The following is a 25,124-nucleotide window of genomic DNA, read 5'->3' as shown; positions in this document are numbered from 1 at the left end:
TCCATTGCAATATTAGTGAAGGATGAGGCTGGCGGCGTGCCAATCTGTTTACCTATACTCCTCTCACTCTGTATGTAAGGCAGCCCAATCGCCGCAATACCAACAAGCGCCAAGAAGAGCCAACAAGACGGAGCCTCACATGCCTGTAGCGATGCGGAACGCGGCCCTCGTGCTGCTGACATGTTTCACGTTGGGCGGCAGTGCTTATGTGCAAGCCAGTTCCGGTTGCGACGAGGGATGCAAGGCCCGGGGCCAGCTACTCGAACAGCGCGTCACGCTTCGGCTCAGCGCCGCAGCGTTTTCGAAAGTGCTTGCATCGAACGCATCCGGTCAGCAACTCGCGCAGATCGCCGGCAGACCCGCCTGCGGGGTGGAGATCGTGACCTTCCGCTACCGCACCATCGGCGGCGCGGGCGAGCCCACCACCGCCAGTGGCGCATTGATGATTCCGGGCGGACGGTCGGCGGCATGTAGCGGGCCGCGTCCGCTGATGCTCTACGCGCACGGCACGACCGCGTACCGCAACTACAACATCGCCGATATCACCCAAACCGATCCCGGCAACGGCGACGGCGCCGGGGAGGGCATCAGCGTGGCCGCCATGTACGCGGCCCAGGGTTATATCGTGGTGGCGACTAACTATGCGGGCTATGCCGGCTCCGACCTCACATACCACCCCTATCTGAATGCCGACCAGCAATCCGCCGATGTGGTCGATTCGCTGCGGGCAGCGCGGGCCGTACTGAGTGGAATGAAGCCGGAGAGAAAGACGCGCGAGAACGGCAAGCTTTTCGTCACCGGCTATTCGCAAGGCGGCTTCGTGGCTCTCGCGACGCATCGTGCTTTGCAGGCGGCCGGTGTCAAGGTCACGGCATCCGCACCAGGATCGGGTCCGTATGCGCTTGCCGCCACTGCGGACGCGCTCATCGAAGGCGAGGTGAACCTGGGGTCGACGCTGTTCACGACTTTGGTCGTGACGGGCTACCAGCATGCCTACGAGAACATCTACCGCAAGCCCGGCGACTTCTATGAAGCGGCCTATGCCCCGGGTATCGAGAATCTCCTGCCGAGCCTGCAGCCGCTCGATACGCTGTTTTCGAAAGGGAAACTGCCCTCGACGCAACTCTTCAGCAGCGTTCCGCCCGCGCCGCAATATGCTTCGATGACGCCGCCAACTTCGCCGCCCCTCGCACCGCCCTCGCTGACGCCGGTGTTTGCTGCCGGATTCGGCAACGCCAATCTCGTGCGCAACGCCTATCGCCTGAGTCTTCTGGACGATGCTGCGGCCAATCCCGATGGCGCGTTTCCCAACAGCACGGTGGCCTTGACGCCGGCGGCGAATCCCATGCATCCGCTGCGCCAGGCGTTCAAGCGCAATGACTTGCGCAACTGGCTGCCGCGCGCGCCGGTTCTGCTGTGCGGCGGCGGCTCGGATCCCACCGTGTTTTTCTTCAACGCACGCATCGAGCAGGCCTACTGGCAGAACGCCAAAGTACCGGCAGGGCTCACGTCCGTGCTGGACGTGGACTCTCCGATCTCCGGGCCTAACGATCCGTACGCGCCCATCAAGCAGGGTTTCGCGAGTGCGAAGGCGACGCTCGCGAATCAGGCCGTAGCGGGCGGTGCGACTGACGGTGGCGCCTCGGCTGTGCTCCAGGCCTATCACGGTGAATTGGTCGCGTCGTTCTGCATGGTCGCCGCCCGGGCCTTCTTCACGAACTTTTGAGCGCTGCTGCCTGCGGCTATCATGTGCAGACAACAAGACTGCGCGGGGGAAAGCTTTGACGACCGATTCCGTGGCCGGGGACGCGGCGCCCTCGGCGTGCATTTACAGCCACTTTGATACGCACCGCGAAGCGCCGCGCGAGCAACTGCCCGCGTGGCGGGACCGTCTGGGCCACTTTCTCGACGTGCCGATCTCGCGCTGGCAACTGGCCGATGGTTTCAGCGGCACGATTGACAGCTACAAGGCCGCCGATCTGACGTTCATGGATTGCCGTACAGACCCGGTATCGCAGGCGCGATCCGTCGCGCGGATTTCAACCGATTCGGTCCGCCAGTTCGTTTTTCATGTGGCCGTCGAGGGCAGCATCGAGACCGGAACGGGTCTGTATCCGAAGCGCAAGGCGCTGCAAACGAGGCCGGGCATTCTCGCGCTGGATATGAACCAGCCGATGCATATGGTGCGTAGCGCGTGCCGTGTGCAGGCTTTTTTTCTGCCGCGTGCGCTGGTGGAATCCGTCCTGCCGGAAGCGGAGTCGATTCATGGCAGCGCGATCGAATACCACTCGCCGCTCGCGCGCATGATTCCGGGCCATCTCGCCGACCTTACCCAGAACCTGCACAAGATGAATGGACAGGAAGCGTATCGCGCGATGCGCACCTGTGCGTTATTGATTGCGGCGGCCTTCGGCAAGGAGGCGCGTCTAACCGGCAATGCGCGCGCGGCCGCTCGCACCGCTATGTTCGCGACGGCGCGCCGCTACATCGAAGCCAATCTGGGGCAGGCGGATCTCACGCCGGAGAGCGTGCTGGCCGCGTCGCAACTTTCCCGGCCCACGTTGTATCGTCTCTTCGAACCCGAAGGTGGATTGGCTGCCTATATTCGCAACCGGCGGCTGCGTGAGGCGGCCGATGAACTGCATCGCTACCCGGGGAAGGCGATCGTCGAGATCGCCTATGGCGTGGGCTTTAATAGCGCGTCGGATTTCAATCGCGCGTTTCGTCGTGCGTATGAGATGTCGCCGAGTGATTTTCGGGCGCTGACCCGGTAGACGCGGTTTCACAACGCCCTATGAGGACAACCAGCCGCGCTCGATCGGCCACGCCAGCAGCTTGCGGTACACCGTGACAAGGCTGCGTGTCATCGTCGCGCCTCCCACTCGCCACAGCGGCGCGATCAGCAGGAACGCCACGCACGCCACGGCGACGGCGCCAACCATGTCAAGCGGGAAGTGGACGCCGACAAACACGCGCGCCCAAGCCACTGCAAGTCCGGACAGCAGGATCGCCATGCCGTAGCGCCTCACGCCGCCCAGCAACAGGGTCAGCGCGATGGTGGCGAAGAGGGTCCCGTGGTCGCTGGGGAACGACGAGTCGGGCGTGTGCTCCAGGAACGTATGGCCGATTCCGATCACGAATGGCCGAGGGTGCGGCCAAACCAGACCGATAATCTGACTGAGCCCGAGGGCGAGCATGGCTACGCAAAATGCACGCACGGCGACTTCACGCTGACGCGCATCGCCGAAGAGCCATATCGCGATCAGCGACAGCGGCACGAGATAAATGACGTAATCGGCAATCATTCGCGCCATGTCGATTTGCCAGGCGGGTGTCGATGGCGTGGCGTTGATCATCAGAAAGAGCGCCTGATTGAACGCTTCGAGTGTATTCATGCGGTGAGGTTTTTGAGGGACGTGTGATGAATCGCGCCCCCGATCTTAGCGGGCCAGGCTTAGGGGAAGCTTAGGCGCGGGCGGAAACGATTGACAGAATCGTCCGGCGCCGGGCCGTGTAATCTGTCGATGCATGTCGGCAAACATGCCGCCGGCATAGGCAAACATCAAACGAAGCCAGGTGGCGGCCACTGCGGTAGCCGCTATGCTTCAGGCGCAGTGAGCGAGGCGATCGTGATGAACCTGGACGAGCACCGTGATTTTATCGTACGCACCATGTCGGCCGACGAAGTAGCGCTGTCGGTCGAATGGGCTGCGGTGGAGGGATGGAACCCCGGCCTGCACGATGCCGAATGCTTTCGCGCCGGGGACCCTAACGGTTTTTTCATCGGAGCGTGGCGCGGCGAACCGGTTGCCTGCATTTCCGCGGTCGCTTACGGCGAGCACTTCGGCTTTATCGGCCTGTATATCGTGAAGCCGGCGTTTCGCGGCAGAGGCTTCGGCATGCGCGTCTGGCAGCACGGCATGGATTATCTGGGTAACCGCAATGTTGGGTTAGACGGCGTCGTCGCTCAGCAGGCGAATTACAGAAAGTCCGGCTTTCGGCTTGCGTATCGCAACATTCGCTTTCAGGGTGTCGTTCAGGCATCCGTCCAGAACGCGACGGGTTCGAACATTTTGAATGCGTCGGCGCTGCCGTTCGAACGGCTGCTTGACTACGATCGCCAGTGCTTTCCCGCCGCGCGTGAGCGTTTTCTCGCGACATGGCTGGGCCAACCGGACGCCACGGCGCTGGCCGCAGTTCGTGACGGTCAGGTTGCAGGATACGGCGTACTGCGTCGTTGCAGAACGGGATGCAAGATCGGTCCGCTCTTCGCCGATAGCGACGAGATCGCGAGCGATCTGTTCGATGCGTTGGCGGCGCGCATGCCGGGCGAGGTCATCGTCCTCGATGTGCCGGAGACCAATCCCGCTGCCGTCGCGCTGGCCGAGCGGCATGGCATGACAAGCGTATTTGAAACCGCGCGGATGTATACGCAGGACCCGCCCGCTCTTCAAATCGAACAGGTATTTGGCGTGACGTCATTCGAACTCGGGTGATCGGAGCGCACGTCGGCGCCTTTGCGTACGTTGCCGTCTGGGGTGCGTCTTATGAACCGCAGACGGCAAGTCCATCGTTTGATACGAACGTATACGCTACTTCCATTTTGAGCCGAGATTCTCCAGTCCTGCTTTCATCAGGTCCTGCGGCAACATGACGACGCGGAACTCGCAGTCGGCGTTGAACTTCAGAAAAAATGGTTCTGCGAGTGCGGGAATTCCCGATGGATCGTCGAGGTTCACGATGAGTACCGCGCCACGTGTTCCGTTCTGCTCGGTGAAGTAGGCGGCTTCCGGTTTTATGTCTTCAAGTATTCGTCCTATCACTTCGCCGGCGGTGCCATCGCGCACTAGCGTGTTGAACGGTTCGTGCGGAATACGTACGTTGAGTAGCATGCGCATGTCATCCTCCTGGTTGATGCCCAAAGGGCATCTTAAGGATAGGAGCTTTATGCGCTGCGAGCGCCAGGGTTAGCACTGCCGAGTGCCGCTGCTGTCATTCCGTTTCGCTGTCGTCGGTGTCGGCATTGGCGCTCGCTGCTTCATGAACCATCGCGTTGGCCGCCAACGCGCTCGCCAGTTCCGGATGCGCTTCCTTGCGTTCACTGTAGCGATCGGTCAGGTAGTCCGAACGGTCGCGCACCAGCAACGTGAACTTGTACAACTCCTCCATCACGTCAACGACGCGATCGTAGTAGGCGGAGGGTTTCATCCGGCCGTCGGCGTCGAATTCCTGATACGCCTTCGGCACCGACGACTGATTGGGGATCGTCACCATCCGCATCCACCTGCCCAACACGCGTAACGCGTTGACGGCGTTGAACGATTGCGAACCGCCGCATACCTGCATCACCGCGAGCGTGCGTCCTTGCGTGGGGCGCACGCCACCGCTTTCGAGCGGCAGCCAGTCGATCTGATTCTTGAACACCGCCGTGAGCGTACCGTGACGCTCCGGGCTGCACCACACCTGTCCCTCCGACCATTCCGACAGTTTGCGTAGTTCGACGACCTTCGGATGATCGGCCGCTACGCTGTCCGTGACCGGCAGACCGTGCGGATCGAAGATGCGTGTTTCAGCGCCGAATTGGCGCAGGATGCGTTCGGCTTCGAGCGTGAGCAGTTTGCTGAACGAAGTGGGACGCAACGACCCGTACAGCAGCAGAATGCGTGGGGCGTGCTGCGAAACCGCGTGCGGTTCGAGTTTTTGCAGATCCGGCGCGTGGAAATGTGGGGCGCTGATGTTAGGCAGATTCCCGGGCATCAACGAACCCTCCGTCCTGCGCTGTCAATCACCTGCTCGCCGTCCTCTTTGATAAACGCCCCCTGTTGCGCTGCGGGCAGGATATCGAGAACGACCTCGGACGGTCTGCATAGACGCACGCCGAGCGGGGTGACCACAATTGGGCGATTGATGAGGATCGGATGCGCCAGCATCGCATCGAGCAATTGCTCATCGCTCAAGGACGCCTCCGCGAGGCCGAGTTCGGCATACGGCGTGCCTTTCTCGCGCAGCATGGCGCGCACGGTGAGCCCGGCGCGTTCGATCAGGTCCTTCAGCGTGGCCCGATCAGGCGGGTTCTTCAGATACTCGATGACCTCCGGCTCGATGCCGGCATTGCGAATCATTGCGAGCGTATTGCGCGAGGTGCCGCAATCCGGGTTGTGATAGATCGTAACGCTCATACACGTTGTCCTCGTTGTCCTCATTGTCCTTTAACGCTGTGTTTTGCCTCGTACCAGTGCTGCGAACGATTGACGACGCCGGCCACCAACAGCATCACCGGCACTTCGATCAGCACGCCGACCACCGTGGCAAGCGCCGCGCCCGAATGAAATCCAAACAGGCTGATCGCCGTGGCCACCGCAAGCTCGAAGAAATTGCTTGCGCCGATCAGACTCGACGGACCTGCAACACAATGCGCGACGCCAAGCCGGCGATTGAGCAGATAGGCGAGGCCGGAATTAAAGAACACCTGAATCAGAATCGGCACCGCGAGCATCGCGATGACCAGTGGTTCCTTGACTATTGCCTGCCCCTGGAAGGCGAACAGCAATACGAGGGTTGCCAGTAACGCGCTGATCGAATAGGGCGCGAGATGCGCGACCGCCTGCTGGAAATACGCGTCGCCCTTGGCGAGCAGATGGCGGCGTAGAAATTGGGCGAGGATGACGGGGATGACGATGTACAAGCCGACCGAAACGATCAGCGTGTCCCATGGCACCGAAATCGCCGACAAACCTAGCAGGAGGGCAACGAGCGGCGCGAATGCCACGATCATGATGGCGTCGTTGAGCGCCACTTGCGATAGCGTGAAATACGGGTCGCCCTTGCAGAGTTGCGACCAGACGAACACCATCGCCGTGCAGGGCGCGGCGGCAAGCAGAATGAGACCGGCGATATAGCTGTCGAGTTGATTCGCAGGAAGCCATGGTGCGAACACATGCCGAATGAAAATCCAGCCGAGCAACGCCATCGAAAACGGTTTGACGAACCAGTTTACAAACAAGGTCACGCCGATGCCACGCCACTGGCTTTTCACCTGCGTCATCGCGGCAAAATCGATCTTGACCAGCATCGGAATGATCATCGCCCAGATCAGCACGCCAACTGGAAGATTGACCTGCGCAACTTCCATGCGGCCGATCGCCTGAAAGAGTTGCGGAAGCAGTTGCCCGACCAGGATGCCGCATACGATGCACAGCGCCACCCAGACGGTCAGGTAACGCTCGAAGAATCCGATCGCCGGCCGTGCGCCGCGCGCCACTGTGCTGGTGGTACTCATTTTTCGCAGCAGCCGGGGAGATCGCTCGCGGCGCATGGTGCGCCGGCGCAGCAGTTTTCGGTCAGGAAGCCGATCAGGCCTGTCATCGCCTCGAAATTCGCCGAATAGATGATGAAGCGCCCGTCCTGCCGGGGTGTCACCAACCCGGCATGTGACAGGTCTTTGAGGTGGAAGGAGAGGCTTGACGGGGAAAGTCCGAGCTGCTGCGCGATTTCACCGGCGGCCATGCCATCCGGCCCAGCGACGACCAGCAAACGGAAGATCGCCAGCCGCGATTCATGAGCGAGCGCGCCAAGGGCGCGTACAACAAGGTTCGAGTCCATGGCCGAACGATACGCTGATCGTTTTCACATTTCAAGTATTGTTGAAATGATATGACCGATGAGCGCATAGGCGAGCGAGGCTTGGTTGCATTAGGTGATGTGGCGCATCAGGCGGCGTTGAACGCCGCCTCGTGATGTCACGACCGTTCCATCTAATCCGCTCAGTTGCCGAACAACGAGTGCTGCGTCCCACGGCTCGGCGCCGGGCGTGCTGGTTTCACCGGCGCTTCCCGGACGACCGTTCCCGGAGTCGCGCTTGAAGCAGCAGCCGCTGTGGCAGTCGCAGCGGCATTCGAATCCGCAGCCGCTTCCAGCGAAGTCTGCCCGGCTTCGAGCGACAGAAGAAACATCTTGTTCGCCAGTCCGCCGGCAAAGCCGGTCAGATCGCCGGACGCGCCGATCACGCGATGACACGGCGCCACGATGGAGATCGGATTTCTGCCGTTCGCCGCGCCCACGGCTCGCACCGCGTTGATGTTCCCGATTTGCGTAGCGATGTCCGAATAGCTGCGCGTCTCGCCGAACGGGATCGTCAGGAGCGCCGCCCAAACTTTCTTCTGAAAGTCCGTTCCCTGGAAGTCGAGTTCGAGGTCGAACCGGTCTCTCGTCCCTGCGAAATATTCGTTCAATTGCCGCTCGGTTTCAATCAGGATCGGGCGCTCATCCGCCTCGATCATTTCCGGCAGGCGCACCCGGTTCGGCTTGTCGTTTTCCCACAGAATGGCGGCGAGCCGATTGCCGTTTGCCACGAGTTTCAGCTCGCCGACGGGCGAATTCATTAACTTGTATGCGTATGTCACTTTGCTGGGTTCCTGACTGGCTGGAGACTGAGATGGCTTCATGCGAGGCTGCGAACGCGCTCTGCCATGGCTCCGATACCTGACAGCTTAACCCTCGCCCTCGCAGAGGTCACGCCGGATCTTGCTATCCAATTCCGCGCGCGGCCCGCGACTCAGTAGAATTGATACCCTCGGCGCATCGCTCACTGGCAACCGGAACTCTTCTCTACGACTGTGACAACCACCCTCGAACAACTGCGAGCCGGACAACTGGCGGGTACTCGCCGACTCAAACTGGCGTGCGGGCTGAGCGAATTTCCACGCGAGATTTTCGATCTGGCCGATACGCTGGAAATTCTCGATCTATCGGGCAATGCACTCTCGAGGCTGCCCGATGATTTGTCACGGCTGCGCAAGCTGCGCATCATTTTTGCGTCTGACAACCCCTTCACCGAATTGCCGGAAGTCCTCGGGCAGTGTTCGCAACTGAGCATGGTCGGCTTCAAGGCGAACCGCATTCGCAAGGTGTCGGGTCAATCGCTGCCGCCGCTGCTGCGCTGGCTGGTTCTCACCGACAACGAGGTCGAGGCACTGCCTGCGGAAATCGGCGCCTGCACGCAACTTCAGAAGTTGATGCTTGCCGGTAACCGGTTGCGCACACTGCCCGAGGAATTGGCCGCCTGCTCGCGGCTCGAACTGCTGCGTCTCGCGGCGAATCAACTCAGCGGGCTGCCTGCGTGGCTGTTGCGTTTGCCACGGCTTTCCTGGCTGGCGTTCGCCGGCAATCCGTTCAGCGAAGCGCTGGAGACGGCGGCGCTTACCGATACGCCGATTGCCGATATTCGATGGGATGAGTTGAGACTCGAACAGCGGTTAGGCGAGGGCGCCTCCGGTGTCATTTATCGTGCCGCGCTTCTTGCTCGTCATGAACATGCGAAGAGGCCTGTGGCCGTCAAGTTGTTCAAGGGCGCCGTGACTAGCGATGGATTGCCGGACTGCGAGATGGCGGCCTGCATTGGTGCCGGCGATCATCCGAATCTGATTCCGGTGGTGGGCAAGGTGAAGGACCATCCGGCGGGCGCGCATGGCCTGGTGATGGAATTGATCGACCCGCAATTCACGAACCTTGCCGGACCGCCGAGCCTCGAGTCATGCACGCGCGACGTCTACGATGCCGACACGCGCTTCGAGTTGGCCTCGGTGTTACGCATTGCATACGGCATGGCGTCGGCAGCGTGTCATCTGCATCGGCAAGGTGTGATGCATGGTGATCTGTACGCACACAATATTCTGCACTGTGGGCAGGGCCGCGCATTGTTGGGCGATTTTGGCGCGGCGTCGTTCTATGCGACTGATGATCGAGACTTCCGCTCCGCGCTGCAGCGGCTGGAAGTCAGGGCGTATGGTTGTCTGCTCGAGGAGTTGATCGACCGATGCGACTGGGTCGACACGGAAGCGGATATTGCGGCGCGGCTGGTAGCGTTGAGAGAGAATTGCCTGAGCGAGGAGATCGGCAGCCGGCCGCTGTTCGACGAAATCGCTGCCGTTTTGCGGCAGCTAACGGGCGCAGACGATCGGGACGCGGCAGCGTTGGCGGCGGTTTGATCCTTCGTCTGTGTGGTCCAAGGAGAGAAAATCAATGACGCAGAGGATGCGCCGCCGCGTGCTGGTTGCCGGCACGCTTGCTGCGGCAGGCCTGACAGGTACGGCTCGTGTCGATGCCATGCAGGGCGGCAAACTGAAGCTCGCCCTCGTGTTGAAGTCGGTGACTGATCCGTTCACGGTAGCTATGGCGAACGCTGCGCAGAATTATCAGAAGCACTTCGCGCCGCAGTTCGGCTTGACCATTCGCGGCACGGCAACGGAGCACGACACTGCCGCGCAGATCCGGATGGTCGACGAATTGATTAGAGCGAAGATGAACGCGATCGTCATCGCGCCGACTGACTCGAAGGCGCTGACAGCGATCGTGGCGCGGGGGATCAAGGCCGGCATCATCATGGTCACGATCGATAACCCGCTCGATGATGCGTCGCAGGATGCCGCCCACATCTCCGTGCCGTTCGTCGGTCCGAACAATCGCAACGGCGCAAGGCAGGTGGGTGATTATCTTGCGGGGCAGCTCAAGGCGGGCGATCAGGTCGGGATCATCGAGGGCATTTCCGCCGACCGCAATGCGCAGCAACGCACGGCCGGCAGCAAGGACGCAATGAACGCGGCCGGCATGAAGATCGTCGCGATACAAGCAGGCGACTGGGACTATGGGAAAGGACGGGACGCTGCATCGAAGATGTTGGGTGACTATCCTCAGATCCGTGCGTTGATGTGCGGCAACGACAATATGGCGATGGGGGCGGTGGATGCCGTTCGCGATGCGGGGAGAACCGGCGGTGTCTATGTCACCGGGTATAACGGCAGCGACGCGCTCAAACCGCTGCTCGCCGACGGCCGCGTGCTCGCGACGATGAACCAGTTTGCCGATCGGCAAGCTGTGTTCGGCGTCGACGTGGCGTTGAAGGCGGTCACTGAACATAGGAAGCAGAGTGAATTGTCGCGGGTCATTGAAACGCCGCTGCAACTGGTGACTGGCGTGAATCACTGAGGTAAAAAACTCATTGCTCGCTGCGCGCACATAGCGCCGACCAGGATTGAAAAAGCAACAAAAGAGACGGCGACAGGAATCTCCCGCACCAGCGGGAAAACACGGTTTGCCAGCATGCATCGCGCATGGCACGATGGGAAGCCGTTCAGGTGGGAGCCTGTGCGAACATGCGTCGATCCGGACGCATCATTCCGTGTCAGGAAATCACCATTTATGCATCGCAGGCGCTTTGTACTGGCTGCGCTGGGTGCTGCAGGCGTCACAGTCGGCGCGCGCGCCGTGTCGGCAGAACCCTTCGATATCGTCTATCCGCGCATTCGTCCTGGCGGCGATGTGCATGCCGCATTTGCGCTCGCTGTCCTCGATCTGGCGATGAGAACGGCGAATGCCGCCTACACGGCGCGGCAGGCCGAAATCGTCATGGAACGTGGCCGCGCGCTAGCCGAGCTTGCGAACGGCCGCAATACGATCAGTCTGCACTGGACGAGCATGGAAGCGACGGCCGAACGCGGACTGAACGTGGTCCGGATTCCAATCCATCGCGGGCTGATTGGCTACCGCGTGTTCGTCATAAGAAAAGACCGGCAACGGGATTTCGACAAGGTCGAGCGCTTCTCTGATCTGAAGGCATTCACGTGTGGCCAGGGGCTAGGGTGGATCGACGTCGATATCCTGAAAGCGACGGGTCTGGATGTTCAGACGTCGACTTACGAAACGATGTTCCAGATGGTCCAGAGCGGGCGCGTCGACTATTTTCCACGAGGTGTTGTCGAAGCGTTCGCCGAACTCGAGGGTCGCCAGCACCGTGAGCCTGATCTGGTGGTCGAGAATCGTTTGATGCTGAAGTATCGGTCCGATTTTATTTTCTATGTCGCGACCGGCCACGAAGCCTTGGCGAAGACGATTGAGAAGGGACTCGTGCAGGCGTATCGCGATGGCACCTATTTGAAACTGTTCAACTCCCATCCCTACATTCAGGATGCCTTGGCGCGCACAAAACCCGCGTTCCGGAAGACCTTCCGGCTGGACAATCCCTACCTCTCAGAAGCGGACCGCAGAATTCCGCACGACTACTGGATGAGCTGACGCCGCCGCGGACTGTTGCTCCATTGCGCCTGCGCAACTCTCACGGGCACGGCGCCGATGCGTTGCTCACCCGGACCGGACTTTCCGTTGCCACGAATCGCACTTCACGGCGTTGACATCATCTCTTGCGACGTCGCTTTCCTCATCGATCCACCGCCGGGCCCATTCGAATGCGTACTGCTGCGCAGCCTCGAAGCTCGTGAAGCTCGGACCGATAAGCCCGGAACGGGCGACCCGCTGCGCGTCCCTCACGATCTCGGCCCATCCACGGAACCGGGCGTTCGCCACCCGATCGGCCGCAACGTATATGACGTAGCCACGCGGGTCGGATTCGCGCTTGCCTTGCGAGGCGAGGCCCATCCATGGCGAGGCAGGCTGGTGGATGGATTGAGGGGCGTTCATCGGGGTGCGGGATTCGACGCGATCAGGCACTACATGCGAAGAATCCTGGAGCTGCTGCGCGACTTGAGTGAACGTATCCACGGCATGGGGTGGCCGGCGTGCGCCGTGCGGTGTTTGCCAGGACGCCTGACTTGTCCAGAACACCTTGCGAAGGCCCTCGTCCCTGGATTGACGGTCGATGGAGCGCGGCTGGATATGCTGCGGTTCCAGCAGGCCATCCGGACCGCAACGGAAGGTGCGACCGCGGCTCGAAAGAAGCCTGTGCATTCCCGCAAGGGTGCCGTTCGTACGCCACTTTTCGAACCGTGACCGGCACGTCGGCACCGACGGATAGATGTTCGGTAATCTCGACCAGGGTTCGCCGGTCACCAGTACCCACAGCACGGCATTCGCCACGAGACGAACTTGCGCGCGAGGCCGGCCGCGCTGCCCATGAACGATGGCGTCATCCGACAGAACGGGCGCCAGCAGAAGCCACTCTTCGTCACTGATTTCATTGAACTGCACGCAGTTTCCCCCCATACCAGTTGCGTTACGCGGGTTCGATATCCCCGTTCACGCTACCCGCTGTTCATCGCCCACGTTGTCATGGCCGACAGAACAAGCAGGTCTTCGACGCAATCCGATAACTCGCAGAGTTCCTGAAATGACGCGGCGTTGGTGTCATGCAGATGGTGTCGTCGGAGATCGCGTAGCGCGTTGCCGAGGCGCCGGATGGCCTCGGGATCGCTGTTCGTCAGTGGCCAGCCTTTTAACAGATACGTCAGCGGCACGACGCTTCTGCTTTCGCACCACAGATCGAACAGGTGGATGCACTTCGCGTTGATATGCTCAACCGCGTTTTCTCGCTCAGACAAATACGGAACCATGGCCACACTCGGGAACAGGACGATTGATGTGTCTTCATCCTATGTGGACAGTTATCGCGGCGCTGTCAGGACATCAAGAAAGATAGGCCGGTCGATGCTGAACTTCGTGTCAGGAAATCCTTATGCGCTGCTTGTGTTTTCTCTGTTGATTCGGCTCAACGGTAGTCTGAACTGACCCACTATGCGATCGGATGCCGCCTCGCCGCCGAATAGCGGAAGCTGAATTGATCAGCGCAGCGGTTGGATTAGGGGAATCCTGACATGCGAATCAGCCTTTCCTTAATGAACTATCCGGCGCTCCCGACGGAACCTCCGCTTCAGGCACCTTACGATGACTTCACTTGCATCATGGAGTGCGGACATCGTGGCTGAAAAATCGTTGCGTGGGCTGGTTGGAAAGCTGCTTGGTACGGAATGCCGCCAGTCGGTCCGCGTGCTGTCGATACACCGCTCACGATCTGGCCGGACTCGTCGTGTGTGCCTCGAAGTGCAACGGCCGGGTGGTTCGCTCGCGCTGTTTTTCTTTCGTCACAGCGATGGGATCTGGCATGTGTTTCCGCCCGGAGACGCTCGTCCTTCGATGAGCGCCGCCGTGTTGCCGCAGAACGGCGAGGCAATGGCGAAGGAGGCAGCGCATGGCTGAAGATCTGTCGAATGAATTTTCGCCGGACGAAGCAGGTCTGCGTGCATGGATGTTGGCATGGTACGACCATGCCGTTTCGGTCGGTTTCCTCCACCCGCCGTTCACCCTGAACGACGGGATGGCTGAACGGCTTGAGGGCTATTTCAGAGTGGGACTCACGCCGGCCGAAGGCGCGGAAGCATTTTTCGGCGTCGCGCACTGACTTCGGCACTTCAATATTCCGCAAGGCACGCCGACCTGATCCGCGACTTCTACGCTCAGCTTAGTGACGAGCATAGCCTGGATAATTCGCACGTTATTGCGGCAACCGGCGTGGCGGGCTCAGGGCGGGTAGGGAGCAGAGGCGAAGCGTGCATGCTGTGCCGGGAATCAAGGCGTTACTTGCATGCCGCAGTCGAGGTTAAACGCCCCTGTTCAGGTCCCCATTTTTTGCCGCTTGATTGGCTCGCCGTGGCCGTGCGGTCCCCACAGCTCACGATAAAGCTCTGATGATTCTCGTGTTCGCAGGGCGCCGCCACATAGGGATAGTCCCAATCCCGCAATACTTTACGTGGGGTAAGTTTTGCACTAGTCTAAACTGTACAAGCGGAAAACATAATGACCATCATCGAAATTCGATGAATCGAAAAAGACCAGGGTCGATTGTTGGCGAAAGTCCGATCTTCGAACCTTGGCCTGCTGTACGTGAGCTCGGCGTAGTGTTCCCGGCAAATTTCGCGTACCAGGGGGAAGGGGACTATCTGTCGGTATGGAGGCAAGCCAAATGAGCCCAATGACATTGAATTCCGCACCGGAGCGTGTGAGATTCGCGCAGCAATCGCTTCGTTCTGTGGTGGAGAAATGGCTTAGGCCAACGCCGGCCGCACCTGCCCGAGTGAGCGACTTCAGTCGAATGGCAATCGGCGGCACGCGCTTCGTGCGCGTCGAGGTGTCGCGACAGGAGCGACGGGTTTCCTTCTTGTTCTTCAGGCACATCGACGGTACGTGGAATGTTTTTCCGCCAGCTACACCGCGTCCGGTGACGAAATTCTATTGAATGATGCCTGTGCCGGCCAAACGCCTGGACGGCCGTCATTTGAGTGTGTCAGCGACGAAAGTGTCCGTCAATGCAGCCCCGTGCCTACCTGGGGAATGCTCATGGTGCGCGGTAGTAATTTTCAGGAACATAGACCATGTTTGCGGACCTGAGCGAAGAATTCATTGATTGGCCACGCGCTATCGCGCACCGCTTCCGCGGTATTGTCTTCGCGGCAATTGTGGTCTTCGGGTCGCTAGCGGGACTGTGTTATGGCGCTGATTCGCAGGTTTGGCAAACGCCCACCCACACTTTCGACGCGCCCCGAGAGAGCACGCCCACAGCAGAGGAAATCGCAACTGTTGTGAGCGCCCGCTTTCATATTGGGTTGCCCGAGGCATTGGAAATCGGTCACGCGGTGCTGAACGCAGCCAGGCGCCACACAATCTCGCCGTTCTTATTACTTGCAGTGATCGCAGTCGAATCCAGTTTCGACCGATTCGCGATAAGTGTGGTTGGCGCCACGGGACTCATGCAAGTGCTTCCATCTCAGCACAGAGACCGCGTCCTTCGCACGTCCGATCTGACTGACGCGCGCACGAATGTCCAAATCGGGTCAGAAATTCTTCAGAACTACATAAAAGCGGCGGATGGAAATCTCGAGAACGCGTTATATCGCTATAGCGGCGGCGCCAGGGGTTATGCGCGACGCGTAGTGAATCACATGAGCACAATGAAAGCGGATCTCGGTTTGTAGTCGCGGCTTGGTTTGGGATCGGCTGATGGCGTTCAAGAAGTAAGAGTGAAAGACCATGAGCATCTGAAAAAAACATGAGCTTCGCACCCTTGCTCTTCTGCAAGTTTTTCTCGTCGTGCCATGCCAGGCAAGCTAATACGGCACACGAGAAGTTAGCACGTGGCGTTTATGAAACCACTTCTGGCGTAGCACGGTGGCTTGTGGCTCAAGAGCCGAAGAAAATATCGCAGAAGCTGACAGGTCCGACGCAGGTCGACGGATTCGAGGGATGCATATCCTGTTTTTTGTGGCCGGAATCGCTCGTGCCTTTCATTTCGGCGCCCATGCCGCTGTCGCTTTTTTGCTGCTGGGGTGTGGCGGCTTGCTGTTCAGCGTCCTGGCCGGCTACTTTCGCCTCCGCAGCCTGGATATCGGCGGGATAAGTCGCGTCATCGCTGGCCGACGGATTGTATCCGGCCTGTTCGAGCCTGATGAGGTCGGCGCGTACCTGCGCTCTGGTGAGCGGGACGGACGCTGACTGCGCAAAAGTCGATGTGGAGATGACGACCGCACTGAGCGTCAGTGCCAGCAGGGCGAGCTTTTTCATGATCTTGACTCCTTCCAACAAGGGACCCGGTTTGCCGGGGAACTAGTGAAGCACGTTGACGTGTGGCTCAAGAGCCGGAATAAATAGTGCAGAAGCTGACAGGTCCAACGCAGGCTGACGGATCTGAAGGAGGCGTCTCCCGTTTGATGCGGCCGGCATCGCTTGTGCCTGTCGTTGCAACACCCATCCCACTGTCGCTGTTTTGCTGCTTGAGTCGCGCGACTTGCTGTTCAAAGATCGGCGCAACGTCTGGGTACGACGTATCACTCACGAAATTCAGACCGTTTCGTTCCGCTTCAATCAACTCCTGCCGCACCTGCGCCCGGGTCTTTTCTTGAGCCTGCGCGTTGATCGCAACGCCCGCTGCGGCGGCAAAGATCAGGGAGAAAATAATGGTTCGCTTATTCACTTTGGACTCCAATATAAATGACAGGAAGTTGCTAGTTCTGCATCATGAAGTGCGCGGAAAACTCAACCGGGTTCCGTCGGACCACATGCATCGCAACCGACCGGAACCCAGTGATCCAGAACGTTGGACACCGCGTTCCCCTTTTCTCTGTTCGCTTCAATGTGAGGGGATGGAACGCCGCAGTCTTCATCAGGCGTGCTCACACTACGGTATACAGGGAGCGGGCGCCGTTTATTCCCAAAGTTACCAGGGGTGCAGGAAAAAAATGATGCATTGGCGACCGCGTCGCCCAGCAAGCCTACGTTGACGAAAATCTCGAAGGATGCCGGGAGAGGGCGCCTCCCGTGAAGTTTCTGTAGATCAAATTCCCATGCGTCCAGCAACGCCGTCGCGGTCGATGAACTTGTGTTTCAACGCGGCGGCGCTATGCGCAATCATCAAGAGCGCAAGCGTCAGCACCAACCCGTGGTGCAGCGTGTCAGTCAGCAAACGCAAAGGTTCGTCCCGGCCGATGAAGACCGGCATATCCACCAAACCAAAAAAACTTACCGGATGTGCGCCCGCCAGTCGGTGCACGTAACCGGCAAGCGGCACCAGGAACAGCAGTACGTACAGCGTTCCGTGCAACACGCTCGCGGAATACGCTTGCCACCTCGGAATGCTGGGCGAAAGTACGCGCGATCTATTCCCGGTCGATTGCCAACAGGCCAGTCCTTCGGGAATAACCTCACTCGAGTTGCGGTATGGACAAGACACCCTCCCGATGCTTCGGGACTGGTGAGCCACCGTTCGGGAGAAGGACATGAGACGTATCTATTTGCTATTACCGAATGTGCATAGTGCACAGATGATCATCAACGAACTTCTGTTATCGCGGGTCGAGTGGCGACATGTCCACGTGATCGCCAATCACAATGTGCCGCTCGAGGATTTGCCAGAAGCAACCCTGGCGCAACGCAGCGATCTGTTGCCCGCCCTCGCGAGAGGGGCGGCGATGGGCGGCCTCACGGGGACGCTGGCCGGACTTGTCGCACTGGCGTTCCCGCCGGCCGGCCTGACGATTGCAGGCGGCGCGGTCGTGGCGATCACGCTCTGTGGCGCCGGCTTTGGTGCATGGACGGCGACGATGATTGGTGTCGATGTACCGAATACGCGGCTCAAGCGCTTTGAACAGGCTATAGAAAAAGGCGAACTGCTGATGATGGTCGACGTCGCAAAAGATCGCGTCGAAGAAATCGAGGAGGTGATCAAGCTGCGTCACGCCGAGGCCGACATCCAGGGAACGGACCCGACGATCCCGGCGTTTCCGTGACGCCGCGTAATGTCATCTGGTTCCATCGCAATGACGTGGTCCGCCGTGATGTGCGGACCAATATGAACGACAGAAAGCTCGTTGTCGTGCGGGGCGGCGCGGCGAGGTGGTGCCCTCGCCCCGAACGCTGCGTTTTACGTTGCACAACCATCGCCCGCGGCAACACCTGACTACCGTGCATCACGTCGCGTACGCGACATCAACGATGTACACGGAATACTGGCGACCGCCTGCACCTCAAGGCGCCGGCTTCGCCTGCCCATTCTGGCCTGCGCTCATCACCGCGTTTCGTTCCGCTCGATGTTTGGCGGCAACCTTTTCTTGCGCTGCCTGAAGATCTGCGGGATATGAACCGTCGTCGCCCTGGGACGGGTTGTACCCTGCCGCCTCCAGTTCGTAGAGTTCTTGCATGACTTCTGCGCGCGTGACTCTATGTGTCGGCGGCTCAGGCATGGTTTGCGCAAACACCCCAGCCGAAGTCGACATCAGAATCGCGCCTGCGACCGCCAGGTTGCGCAACGACTGGTCGAATAACCGAATTTGTGAGATTGATTTCATGACGATACTCCTGGTGTTTCAAGGTGCTGGTTCGCAGGATAGAGAGGGCGGGCCGAGAATCAGATGAATGTCAGTGACTCAGCGTTGGCTCGAGCTAACAAGATTGATCTATTCATTTCAGATTCCTTAGTATCTGGTGAATATTGCGAGATGTGCATTTGAGTTAACCACAGTTGGTCGACGGATATTCCCGGGTTTGTGAAAAAGAACGCGGGCACCCTGCAACACGCCAAATAATTTCGAGCTAGATGGGAATAAACGTGCGACGGCCCTGGTAAACGCCTTCATCCGGCCTCGTCGTCAAGCCGGATGGAGCCACGCGCGAAGGACCAGAACGTCGGGCGACGTCGAGCAGGTCGCGCATGGTTGAAACACGGACATCCGTGGTGCGGATGCGCCAATTTCTTGCGGCTTAATTGCAGGCTATCTGGGGATCACTCAATGAAGAAGCAACTTCTGGCATTAGCAACTTTGTGCCCGCTGGCAGGTGTCGTCCATGCGCAAAGCAGCGTGACGTTGTACGGCCTGATCGATGAAGGATTCGAGGCCGTCAGCAATGTACCGGTGGCAGGCAAGGCCGGCGGCGGCACCAAATACGCGCTCGATGCCATCAACGGACTGAACGGCACACGATGGGGTCTGCGAGGCACCGAGGATCTGGGCGGTGGCCTTGCCGCGATATTTACGCTTGAGAATGGTTTCGACCTCAATACCGGCAAGCTCGGGCAGGGCGGTGCGGAGTTCGGCCGCCAGGCTTTCGTCGGCTTGAGCAGCAGCCGGTTCGGTACGCTCACGCTCGGCCGTCAGTACGACAGCGTGGTGGACTATCTGGGCAATTTCGAATTCGGGGATTCGAATGTTGGTACAGCGCACTCGGCTCACCCAGGCGATCTGGATAACTTCAATAACAGCCGTCGAACCAACAACGCGATCAAGTTCAGGAGCATCGATTACTCAGGGTTGACGTTCGGCGGCATATACAGCCTGGGAGGCGTGGCGGGGTCGTTTACGACGGACCAGGTCTATTCGCTCGGGGTGGGCTACAAGCAGGGGCCGCTGGCCATGGGCGTGGCTTACCTGAACGTGAAGAACCCGGCGGCTTCGCTGTTCGGCAGCAACCCGGCCGATACGGCAACATCCAATGGACTGACGGGCACGCCGGTGTTTAGCGGCTACGCTACGGCGCAGTCGTATCAGGTTATCGGCTGGGGCGGTTCCTATGCGCTCGGAGCTGCTGTGTTCGGCGCAACCTATTCGAACATCCGGTTCGGTGATATCGCGGCGCTTGCGCGCAGCACGGCGGTGTTCAACGATGCCGAAGCTAGCTTCCAGTATCACGTGACGCCCGCTTTCCTCGCGGGTATTTCTTATAACTACACGCGTGGTAGCGAGGTGACGGGCAAGGTCGGCGGCGTGAACTACAACCAGTTCGCCATCGGTGCGAATTACACGTTGTCGCCGCGCACCGACGTTTATGCAGCGGTCGTCTATCAGACGGTCAACGGCCGGGATTCGACGGGAGCGCCCGCCGTCGCAAACGTGAACGGCGTATCGCCGTCGACTAATCAGCATCAGGCGGTGGGCCGGTTGGGGATCCGTACGCGGTTCTGATCGTCACACGTCGGCGCGTGACGTAACTGTCGCGCTATCCATACCCGATCCATGCCTTGATCAAGATTGACGATACGTCTATGAAAAACTCCTTCCTGAACGGCTCCACTGCACGCGGCGCCGTCGCCGCGTTGAGTCTCGCGATCGCGCAACTGGCGAACGCCCATGCCTATCCAAAACGTCAGGTGCCGCCGCCTGGGGCTAGCATGTCTGTTTCGCCCAGGGAGGTGTCGATCGATTTCGATGACGGACTCGAAGCGGCATTTAGCGCGATCACGGTGACGGATGCACAGCGGAGGTCCGTCTCGCTTGGTAAGTCGATGGTCGATTCGTCGAACCCTAAACACATGGCGGTGCTGCTGAACCCGCTAACGCCCGGTGTGTATACGGTCACATGGGTTGCGGTCGCTGCCGACGGGCATCGCACGGAAGCCGAATACACCTTCACGGTCAAATAGCGGCGATCTTGCCTAGCGTTGTGTTTGCATTAGGAGTTCAGTGATTCTTTCTGCAATCTTCGGCGCTCAAGTCCGTTGCGCGGCTTGTTCAACGTAGCCTTAAAGGAATTCCCTGCTGATATCGACGCTCGATCGCTGGCCGATGTGGTGGTAGTTCTCCTCGAGCCATGCCCCGGCCTCGGTCCGTCCCTGGTCACGCAAAGAGCAGAGGAAGTTCCAGTCGGCGTTGTACTTGCTCGACACACCGAGTGCGGCCATTGTCTGGTCGGACCGAATCGAGTGGATCAACATTTCCTTCATCCCGCCGGGCTCAATCCTTCTTTGCTGGATCAACTTGGTTACGAAAGCGATTGCGCGCATCTCTCGCATCAGTGACGAATTGAAGCTCACTTCGTTCATGCGGTTGAGGATGTCGGCCGGCGTGGTTGGTACGCCGGGGCGCACTATCGGATTGATGTGGACAATCACGACATCGTGTGTTCCGCAGTTATAGATCAGAGGGAAAATTGCCGGGTTACCGACATAGCCTCCGTCCCAGTAGTGTTCTCCGTCGATTTCTACTGCCTGAAACAGTGTCGGGAGACAGGCCGAAGCAAGCACAGCCTCTATGCACAGTTCCTCGCCGGAAAAGATTCGTATTTTTCCGGTCTCAACGTTAGTTGCGCATAGATATAGGTGTATCGGGCAATGTCTGCGCAACGCGGCGAAATCGACGTGTTGGTTCAGTATGTCGCGCAGCGGATTCATGTTGTGGGGATTGAACTGGTACGGTGACAGGATGCGAAGAACGATGTCCGCCATGAGGTACATGGACGAGTGGTCCAGTCCGAGCGTGTGAGCTCCTTTTAACCACGGTATCTTGCCGAAGGGGTCGTAGCTCTCCGCCGATTGTGCAACGGCGCGCCAGAAGTCGTGCAGCGCCTGGCGCGCGTTTTCGGAATCACCCGTTAGTAGACCGTGGGCCAGGACGGCGGCATTCATCGCACCTGCACTGGTGGCGCTGACGCCTTCAATTGAAAGCCGGCCGTCCTCCAGCAGGCGGTCAAGCACGCCCCAGGTGAACGCTCCGTGCATTCCGCCGCCTTGAAGTGCGAGTGTGATCGTCTTCTGCGCGATCGGCCGCTTCCTGTTCGTCGTCGCCATCGGAAACCTCCTCAATGCCGGGTCCAGCCACGCCCCCGACTAGCTACCCGTCCCTGCCGTTCTCGCACGCCTATGATCAGGCGGCGCGACCAACACTGGATCCAGTCAGGGTGCCGTTGATGGCCCGCCAGCGCGCATTCGAATCAGCCACGTGAGATGCCTGGATTCGATGGCGATCAGACTTCCGATTCAATGCAGTCAGCTATCTGCAGTACATCATGCACCAACCCGGCTCGTCTTGACCCTCAGTTCTTCGGCGGCGGCACGACATTGGTCCTCACGCCGGCTAGTGGCGATCCGTATCCACCAGACTGCGCATTGTTCGGCAAACCATTGGCGAGTTGCGCCCGCGGATCCGTCGGATTCAGATTCAGCTCTCCCGCCTGCCGATCACCGTGGGTGGGATACTCGCTCCCGCGTGCAGCCTGCGGCATCAACCGGGTGCTGTTTTCAGGCGAGTTGATATCGTCATACGGGCTGAGACCTTGCGCTGCGACGCTGCCCGCGGCGATACACGATACCGCTAGCAGGAGTCCTCTCAATGCCATCAGTGCTCGCGGCACGCCCGCTCTCTTGAATACGCTTTTCATGTCAGATTCCTTCATTGCAGACCTCATACCGTTTTGCGATACGCAATGAGTAGACGCTGTTTCGTCGCCGGATATTCCCGCAGCCTGTGAAAAAAATGGAAATTGTCACGATCGAAATACCTAAGAAAAGAGATCGACTGCGGTGTGAGTAAACGAGCCGTGGTCCCGTTGACGGGTCATCCGGCCATATCTTCAGGCCGGATGGAGCGATACCGCGCAGGGCGGGTCCAGAGAGTAGGGAATAAGGATGACGGTTCCGTGGTTTACCCATGCAGAGCGCTGTGCGCTGGAGTCGAGTGGATCGCGGCCATCACGCGCTCGAAAACCAAGGAGTAGCATCATGAAATCGAATTCGCTTAATCGGCTTGTTGGTCAATCCGCGCGTAGTTCGCTCATCGTGAGTGCGGTGCTGATGGCAACGTCAGCCTGTGTGTACGCGCAAACGTCGGCGGAGCCCGGCACGCATCAGGTCACCCGTGCCGAAGTGCGGCAAGAACTCAAGGAGTTGGCGTCGGTCGGATATCGCCCTGTTCCCAATGATCTCTACTACCCAGAGGACATTCAGGCGGCGGAACAAAGGTTGGAGGCCAAACATCAAGCGCAACAGGATGCGCTGACGGGGGGAAGCCAGATGGCGCAGACGAAGCACACGCCATGAATGCGACGGATTGCGCGTACAGGTCGCACACGGTTTGTCGAGGCCGGGCAGGGTCGGTTTGAGGTTCGCCCATCGATAGTTACGAACAACGCTTTCGGCTTGACGAGGAGCGCAGGCAAATAGGTGCAGGTCTCGCGTTGCTCAGCAAGTGACAACCGGGCCTTGCGTGCTGCTGGTAGAAAACGCCACGACGCAAGGCATCTGGCAAGTAGACAACGATAGTGATCGGCATCGGAGGCGCCCCCTTTTTGCGATGCGCCTCTGTCTGCAATCACCAGCCATCTGCTATGCACATTTGTCGCCCTTGATACCAGACATGGGGAGAGTTGCCATTCAGGAGCCGAAGAACGGCTGGCAGTAGCTGACTGGACCTACGCATTCATTGCTGCCGGCCTGGGGCAAGGACGTGCATCCCGCAGCCATCATTCCCGCGAAGGCGGCAGGGAGCCAGACTGCGCGGCGGATGCGCGACGAAGCTTTCCTGCCTACGGGCCGGCTGCGCAAACCTGGAATGCCGTTCGCCGCCTTGTGGTCGCGGGCTGCGCCAGCGCTGTACGCGCCGGGGATCGGGCTTTCGCGAAGATCAAACTGGTTCATTTTCGCATCTCCTGTATTCAATTGGAGCGGGGGCTGCAGGTCTTTGCACTTTCAGGCGCGGCCTCGCATGGCCATGAGCATGTCTAATCGAGGTGCACAATTGGTTAGCTATGTAGACGCTGTTTCGTCGCTGGATATTCCCGCATCTTCAATAAAACACACTTGGCCGACAGCAAAATCAGTTCGCCGTCGGCTCGTCAGCATCAGGCGGCGGATCGGTATTGGTCACCGATTCTGATCACGTCGCGGTTACGTGCGTGACAATGCGATCCTGGTACGCGGCCACCGCAGCCAACCAGGGTGCGAACCGGTTGCGCCGACCCCACGACCACATTCGAAATGTGCAGCGAGCGGGAATAAAACGGAGGACCCGGCAGTCTATGTATTGAATCCAGTCCGGAGGCCCGTCGGATAATCTGGCGGGCTACCTCCTGAACCTTAGTCGAGAGGGCACTATGTCGTCAGATATTCCATCCGATCCGTCGCGCCGCGGCGCGTTGAAATGTCTTGCCTTCGGTGGCGTAGGCACCGTGTTTGTCCTGGCCGGCGGTGTTCTCACGCCGGTGGAATTAGCCCTTGCCGCCACGGCGAAGGATTCGTCAGTTGCCTCGGGTGTTCCCCTGTTCCTTCAGATCAGTGATACTCATATAGGCTTCAACAAGGAAGCCAATCCGGATGTCGCCGGTACGCTCAAGCAGACGATTGATTTTGTCAACGCCATGCCGGTCAAGCCGGCGCTGACGATTCACACAGGCGACATTACCCATCTTTCCAAACCGGCAGAGTTCGACCTCGCGGCCCAATTGTTGTCGGGCCTGAATATCACCGAGCTGCATACCGTGCCCGGCGAACATGATGTGACAGACGGGCCAGGGACGGAATACTTCAACCGTTTCGGTCAAGCCTCGGACAATAAAGGCTATTACAGCTTCGACCACAATGGCGTGCACTTCATCGGGCTCGTCAACGTCATGCATTTCAAGCCGAATGGTCTGGGAGGCCTGGGCGACGACCAGCTCGCCTGGCTGGAAAACGATTTGAAGGGGCGCTCGTCCAGCACACCGATCGTCGTCTTTGCGCACATGCCGATGTGGACGATTTACGAACCGTGGGGGTGGGGAACCGGCGATTCTGGCCAGGCGATGAGCTATCTGAAGCGCTTTGGTTCGGTCACCGTCCTGAACGGGCATATCCATCAGATCGTGTCGAAGGTGGAGGGCAATATCACCTTCCATACAGCGCGCTCGACGGCGTATCCCCAACCGACGGCCGGCAATGGCCCCGGCCCCATGCCGCTGACGGTGGCGAGCGATCAGCTTCCGAGGATGCTTGGCGTGACCAGCATCAAGATCGCGCGCCACCCGCTGAAGGCGACACTTGCCGACACGACACTCGTCTGATTTCGGACACCACTCACCCACAAGGATCCTAATCATGCGAACCACTT

Annotated in this window: 30 protein-coding genes; 14 read left to right on the top strand and 16 right to left on the bottom strand. The window is 59.5% G+C overall.

Translation table 11 applies throughout. The features are described from left to right. Nucleotides 1-139 precede the first annotated feature (139 nt). Together P3T25_RS01210 and P3T25_RS01205 are read left to right on the top strand one after the other, a co-directional pair. Entirely contained in the window at nt 140-1,726 is a 1,587-nt protein-coding gene (locus P3T25_RS01210) for an alpha/beta hydrolase family protein (RefSeq protein ID WP_408517021.1), read from the top strand. A 55-nt stretch (nt 1,727-1,781) separates the two neighbouring features. After that, nucleotides 1,782-2,774 (top strand): helix-turn-helix domain-containing protein, encoded by a 993-nt coding sequence (locus tag P3T25_RS01205; protein WP_171925946.1) that lies wholly within the window; start codon nt 1,782-1,784, stop codon nt 2,772-2,774. 18 nt (nt 2,775-2,792) lie between these two features. On the opposite strand, the gene P3T25_RS01200 is transcribed toward P3T25_RS01205, so the two are convergent. Then, the gene (locus tag P3T25_RS01200; RefSeq protein WP_266238989.1) at nt 2,793-3,395 is read right to left on the bottom strand and encodes a phosphatase PAP2 family protein; all 603 of its coding nucleotides are present in this window, start codon (nt 3,393-3,395) and stop codon (nt 2,793-2,795) included. A 276-nt stretch (nt 3,396-3,671) separates the two neighbouring features. Here P3T25_RS01200 and P3T25_RS01195 point away from each other — a divergent pair, with 276 nt between their 5' ends. Next, nucleotides 3,672-4,496, top strand: coding sequence for a GNAT family N-acetyltransferase (locus P3T25_RS01195; protein WP_429357347.1), 825 nt, complete (start codon nt 3,672-3,674; stop codon nt 4,494-4,496). 96 nt (nt 4,497-4,592) lie between these two features. On the opposite strand, the gene P3T25_RS01190 is transcribed toward P3T25_RS01195, so the two are convergent. The 6 genes from P3T25_RS01190 to P3T25_RS01165 all read right to left on the bottom strand — a co-directional run bounded on the left by P3T25_RS01190 (nt 4,593) and on the right by P3T25_RS01165 (nt 8,402). After that, nucleotides 4,593-4,898: a panthothenate synthetase gene (locus P3T25_RS01190; protein ID WP_154559182.1), complete on the bottom strand. Its 306-nt coding sequence runs from the start codon at nt 4,896-4,898 to the stop codon at nt 4,593-4,595. Between the two features lie 94 nt (nt 4,899-4,992). Then, on the bottom strand, nt 4,993-5,757 hold the full coding sequence (gene arsH / locus P3T25_RS01185) for an arsenical resistance protein ArsH (protein WP_154559181.1): 765 nt from the start codon (nt 5,755-5,757) through the stop codon (nt 4,993-4,995). Beyond that, nucleotides 5,757-6,179, bottom strand: coding sequence for an arsenate reductase (glutaredoxin) (gene arsC / locus P3T25_RS01180; protein ID WP_266238987.1), 423 nt, complete (start codon nt 6,177-6,179; stop codon nt 5,757-5,759). Before arsC ends, arsH begins: the two co-directional genes overlap by 1 nt. 20 nt (nt 6,180-6,199) lie before the next feature. Next, nucleotides 6,200-7,279 (bottom strand): ACR3 family arsenite efflux transporter, encoded by a 1,080-nt coding sequence (gene arsB, locus P3T25_RS01175; RefSeq protein WP_429357278.1) that lies wholly within the window; start codon nt 7,277-7,279, stop codon nt 6,200-6,202. After that, nucleotides 7,276-7,602, bottom strand: a complete 327-nt coding sequence (locus P3T25_RS01170; RefSeq protein WP_429357277.1) for an ArsR/SmtB family transcription factor — start codon at nt 7,600-7,602, stop codon at nt 7,276-7,278. Before P3T25_RS01170 ends, arsB begins: the two co-directional genes overlap by 4 nt. A 161-nt stretch (nt 7,603-7,763) precedes the next feature. Then, a complete protein-coding gene (locus P3T25_RS01165; RefSeq protein ID WP_168435604.1) occupies nt 7,764-8,402 on the bottom strand; it encodes a methylated-DNA--[protein]-cysteine S-methyltransferase in 639 nt (212 codons plus the stop codon). 213 nt (nt 8,403-8,615) lie between these two features. Between P3T25_RS01165 and P3T25_RS01160 the strand changes: the two genes are divergently transcribed. The 3 genes from P3T25_RS01160 to P3T25_RS01150 all read left to right on the top strand — a co-directional run bounded on the left by P3T25_RS01160 (nt 8,616) and on the right by P3T25_RS01150 (nt 12,069). After that, complete coding sequence (locus P3T25_RS01160) at nt 8,616-9,986, top strand: leucine-rich repeat-containing protein kinase family protein (RefSeq protein ID WP_168435603.1); 1,371 nt, start codon at nt 8,616-8,618, stop codon at nt 9,984-9,986. A 34-nt stretch (nt 9,987-10,020) separates the two neighbouring features. Beyond that, nucleotides 10,021-10,983, top strand: coding sequence for a substrate-binding domain-containing protein (locus tag P3T25_RS01155; RefSeq protein WP_429357276.1), 963 nt, complete (start codon nt 10,021-10,023; stop codon nt 10,981-10,983). Between the two features lie 213 nt (nt 10,984-11,196). Continuing rightward, entirely contained in the window at nt 11,197-12,069 is an 873-nt protein-coding gene (locus tag P3T25_RS01150; protein ID WP_429357275.1) for a substrate-binding periplasmic protein, read from the top strand. A gap of 66 nt (nt 12,070-12,135) precedes the next feature. Here the strand turns inward: P3T25_RS01150 and P3T25_RS01145 are convergent, their stop codons facing one another. After that, the gene (locus tag P3T25_RS01145) at nt 12,136-12,978 is read right to left on the bottom strand and encodes a transposase (RefSeq protein WP_429357274.1); all 843 of its coding nucleotides are present in this window, start codon (nt 12,976-12,978) and stop codon (nt 12,136-12,138) included. A gap of 53 nt (nt 12,979-13,031) precedes the next feature. Next, nucleotides 13,032-13,340: a hypothetical protein gene (locus P3T25_RS01140; RefSeq protein WP_154559174.1), complete on the bottom strand. Its 309-nt coding sequence runs from the start codon at nt 13,338-13,340 to the stop codon at nt 13,032-13,034. Between the two features lie 331 nt (nt 13,341-13,671). Here P3T25_RS01140 and P3T25_RS01135 point away from each other — a divergent pair, with 331 nt between their 5' ends. From P3T25_RS01135 to P3T25_RS01125, 3 genes are all read left to right on the top strand, one after another. Continuing rightward, nucleotides 13,672-13,983: a hypothetical protein gene (locus P3T25_RS01135; RefSeq protein WP_154559173.1), complete on the top strand. Its 312-nt coding sequence runs from the start codon at nt 13,672-13,674 to the stop codon at nt 13,981-13,983. Continuing rightward, complete coding sequence (locus P3T25_RS01130; RefSeq protein WP_154559172.1) at nt 13,976-14,185, top strand: hypothetical protein; 210 nt, start codon at nt 13,976-13,978, stop codon at nt 14,183-14,185. The genes P3T25_RS01135 and P3T25_RS01130 overlap by 8 nt, the downstream gene beginning before the upstream one ends. Before the next feature lie 970 nt (nt 14,186-15,155). Beyond that, nucleotides 15,156-15,755, top strand: coding sequence for a lytic transglycosylase domain-containing protein (locus P3T25_RS01125; protein ID WP_429357273.1), 600 nt, complete (start codon nt 15,156-15,158; stop codon nt 15,753-15,755). A gap of 205 nt (nt 15,756-15,960) precedes the next feature. Here P3T25_RS01125 and P3T25_RS01120 read toward each other — a convergent pair whose 3' ends face one another. The 3 genes from P3T25_RS01120 to P3T25_RS01110 all read right to left on the bottom strand — a co-directional run bounded on the left by P3T25_RS01120 (nt 15,961) and on the right by P3T25_RS01110 (nt 17,554). Next, nucleotides 15,961-16,341, bottom strand: a complete 381-nt coding sequence (locus P3T25_RS01120) for a DUF4148 domain-containing protein (protein WP_429357272.1) — start codon at nt 16,339-16,341, stop codon at nt 15,961-15,963. A gap of 67 nt (nt 16,342-16,408) precedes the next feature. Beyond that, the gene (locus P3T25_RS01115) at nt 16,409-16,750 is read right to left on the bottom strand and encodes a DUF4148 domain-containing protein (RefSeq protein ID WP_429357271.1); all 342 of its coding nucleotides are present in this window, start codon (nt 16,748-16,750) and stop codon (nt 16,409-16,411) included. A gap of 360 nt (nt 16,751-17,110) precedes the next feature. Beyond that, nucleotides 17,111-17,554, bottom strand: coding sequence for a cytochrome b (locus P3T25_RS01110; protein ID WP_429357270.1), 444 nt, complete (start codon nt 17,552-17,554; stop codon nt 17,111-17,113). On the opposite strand from P3T25_RS01110, the gene P3T25_RS01105 reads away from it, so the two are divergent. Next, entirely contained in the window at nt 17,553-18,062 is a 510-nt protein-coding gene (locus P3T25_RS01105) for a DUF1269 domain-containing protein (RefSeq protein ID WP_154559166.1), read from the top strand. The two genes, P3T25_RS01110 and P3T25_RS01105, sit on opposite strands and share 2 nt — an antisense overlap. Before the next feature lie 237 nt (nt 18,063-18,299). Here P3T25_RS01105 and P3T25_RS01100 read toward each other — a convergent pair whose 3' ends face one another. Beyond that, complete coding sequence (locus P3T25_RS01100; RefSeq protein WP_154559165.1) at nt 18,300-18,620, bottom strand: DUF4148 domain-containing protein; 321 nt, start codon at nt 18,618-18,620, stop codon at nt 18,300-18,302. Nucleotides 18,621-19,061: 441 nt separating this feature from the next. Here P3T25_RS01100 and P3T25_RS01095 point away from each other — a divergent pair, with 441 nt between their 5' ends. Together P3T25_RS01095 and P3T25_RS01090 are read left to right on the top strand one after the other, a co-directional pair. Next, nucleotides 19,062-20,231 (top strand): porin, encoded by a 1,170-nt coding sequence (locus P3T25_RS01095; RefSeq protein WP_429357269.1) that lies wholly within the window; start codon nt 19,062-19,064, stop codon nt 20,229-20,231. 80 nt (nt 20,232-20,311) lie between these two features. After that, nucleotides 20,312-20,689 (top strand): copper resistance CopC family protein, encoded by a 378-nt coding sequence (locus P3T25_RS01090; RefSeq protein ID WP_429357268.1) that lies wholly within the window; start codon nt 20,312-20,314, stop codon nt 20,687-20,689. A gap of 99 nt (nt 20,690-20,788) precedes the next feature. Here the strand turns inward: P3T25_RS01090 and P3T25_RS01085 are convergent, their stop codons facing one another. Both P3T25_RS01085 and P3T25_RS01080 read right to left on the bottom strand, forming a co-directional pair. Next, complete coding sequence (locus P3T25_RS01085) at nt 20,789-21,832, bottom strand: patatin-like phospholipase family protein (protein WP_154559162.1); 1,044 nt, start codon at nt 21,830-21,832, stop codon at nt 20,789-20,791. A 245-nt stretch (nt 21,833-22,077) separates the two neighbouring features. Then, entirely contained in the window at nt 22,078-22,380 is a 303-nt protein-coding gene (locus P3T25_RS01080) for a hypothetical protein (protein ID WP_233464777.1), read from the bottom strand. A 382-nt stretch (nt 22,381-22,762) separates the two neighbouring features. Between P3T25_RS01080 and P3T25_RS01075 the strand changes: the two genes are divergently transcribed. Next, nucleotides 22,763-23,080, top strand: a complete 318-nt coding sequence (locus P3T25_RS01075) for a DUF4148 domain-containing protein (protein WP_154559160.1) — start codon at nt 22,763-22,765, stop codon at nt 23,078-23,080. Nucleotides 23,081-23,413: 333 nt separating this feature from the next. On the opposite strand, the gene P3T25_RS01070 is transcribed toward P3T25_RS01075, so the two are convergent. Next, nucleotides 23,414-23,677 carry a hypothetical protein gene (locus P3T25_RS01070; protein WP_429357267.1) on the bottom strand — a complete coding sequence of 88 codons (264 nt, stop codon included), beginning with the start codon at nt 23,675-23,677 and terminating at the stop codon, nt 23,414-23,416. A gap of 455 nt (nt 23,678-24,132) precedes the next feature. Between P3T25_RS01070 and P3T25_RS01065 the strand changes: the two genes are divergently transcribed. Beyond that, nucleotides 24,133-25,077 (top strand): metallophosphoesterase family protein, encoded by a 945-nt coding sequence (locus P3T25_RS01065; protein ID WP_429357266.1) that lies wholly within the window; start codon nt 24,133-24,135, stop codon nt 25,075-25,077. Nucleotides 25,078-25,124: the final 47 nt, after the last annotated feature.

The sequence above is a fragment of the Paraburkholderia sp. GAS32 genome, assembly GCF_050434225.1.
GTDB lineage: Bacteria > Pseudomonadota > Gammaproteobacteria > Burkholderiales > Burkholderiaceae > Paraburkholderia > Paraburkholderia madseniana.
The sequence above is the reverse complement of the archived record's forward strand: the minus strand, read 5'-3'. Positions and strand labels throughout refer to the sequence as shown.

Bases quoted from the DNA above. Each gene is read 5' to 3' on its own strand.
- P3T25_RS01085 (WP_154559162.1), bottom strand. From the start codon at position 21,832: ATGGCGACGACGAACAGGAAGCGGCCGATCGCGCAGAAGACGATCACA.
- P3T25_RS01125 (WP_429357273.1), top strand. From the start codon at position 15,156: ATGTTTGCGGACCTGAGCGAAGAATTCATTGATTGGCCACGCGCTATC.
- arsC (WP_266238987.1), bottom strand. From the start codon at position 6,179: ATGAGCGTTACGATCTATCACAACCCGGATTGCGGCACCTCGCGCAAT.
- P3T25_RS01135 (WP_154559173.1), top strand. From the start codon at position 13,672: ATGACTTCACTTGCATCATGGAGTGCGGACATCGTGGCTGAAAAATCG.
- P3T25_RS01155 (WP_429357276.1), top strand. From the start codon at position 10,021: ATGACGCAGAGGATGCGCCGCCGCGTGCTGGTTGCCGGCACGCTTGCT.
- P3T25_RS01105 (WP_154559166.1), top strand. From the start codon at position 17,553: ATGAGACGTATCTATTTGCTATTACCGAATGTGCATAGTGCACAGATG.
- P3T25_RS01065 (WP_429357266.1), top strand. From the start codon at position 24,133: ATGTCGTCAGATATTCCATCCGATCCGTCGCGCCGCGGCGCGTTGAAA.
- P3T25_RS01110 (WP_429357270.1), bottom strand. From the start codon at position 17,554: ATGTCCTTCTCCCGAACGGTGGCTCACCAGTCCCGAAGCATCGGGAGG.
- P3T25_RS01150 (WP_429357275.1), top strand. From the start codon at position 11,197: ATGCATCGCAGGCGCTTTGTACTGGCTGCGCTGGGTGCTGCAGGCGTC.
- P3T25_RS01080 (WP_233464777.1), bottom strand. From the start codon at position 22,380: ATGGCATTGAGAGGACTCCTGCTAGCGGTATCGTGTATCGCCGCGGGC.
- P3T25_RS01210 (WP_408517021.1), top strand. From the start codon at position 140: ATGCCTGTAGCGATGCGGAACGCGGCCCTCGTGCTGCTGACATGTTTC.
- arsB (WP_429357278.1), bottom strand. From the start codon at position 7,279: ATGAGTACCACCAGCACAGTGGCGCGCGGCGCACGGCCGGCGATCGGA.
- P3T25_RS01195 (WP_429357347.1), top strand. From the start codon at position 3,672: ATGTCGGCCGACGAAGTAGCGCTGTCGGTCGAATGGGCTGCGGTGGAG.
- P3T25_RS01200 (WP_266238989.1), bottom strand. From the start codon at position 3,395: ATGAATACACTCGAAGCGTTCAATCAGGCGCTCTTTCTGATGATCAAC.
- P3T25_RS01190 (WP_154559182.1), bottom strand. From the start codon at position 4,898: ATGCGCATGCTACTCAACGTACGTATTCCGCACGAACCGTTCAACACG.
- P3T25_RS01140 (WP_154559174.1), bottom strand. From the start codon at position 13,340: ATGGTTCCGTATTTGTCTGAGCGAGAAAACGCGGTTGAGCATATCAAC.
- P3T25_RS01100 (WP_154559165.1), bottom strand. From the start codon at position 18,620: ATGAAATCAATCTCACAAATTCGGTTATTCGACCAGTCGTTGCGCAAC.
- P3T25_RS01070 (WP_429357267.1), bottom strand. From the start codon at position 23,677: ATGAACCAGTTTGATCTTCGCGAAAGCCCGATCCCCGGCGCGTACAGC.
- P3T25_RS01075 (WP_154559160.1), top strand. From the start codon at position 22,763: ATGAAATCGAATTCGCTTAATCGGCTTGTTGGTCAATCCGCGCGTAGT.
- arsH (WP_154559181.1), bottom strand. From the start codon at position 5,757: ATGCCCGGGAATCTGCCTAACATCAGCGCCCCACATTTCCACGCGCCG.
- P3T25_RS01170 (WP_429357277.1), bottom strand. From the start codon at position 7,602: ATGGACTCGAACCTTGTTGTACGCGCCCTTGGCGCGCTCGCTCATGAA.
- P3T25_RS01130 (WP_154559172.1), top strand. From the start codon at position 13,976: ATGGCTGAAGATCTGTCGAATGAATTTTCGCCGGACGAAGCAGGTCTG.
- P3T25_RS01120 (WP_429357272.1), bottom strand. From the start codon at position 16,341: ATGAAAAAGCTCGCCCTGCTGGCACTGACGCTCAGTGCGGTCGTCATC.
- P3T25_RS01095 (WP_429357269.1), top strand. From the start codon at position 19,062: ATGAAGAAGCAACTTCTGGCATTAGCAACTTTGTGCCCGCTGGCAGGT.
- P3T25_RS01090 (WP_429357268.1), top strand. From the start codon at position 20,312: ATGAAAAACTCCTTCCTGAACGGCTCCACTGCACGCGGCGCCGTCGCC.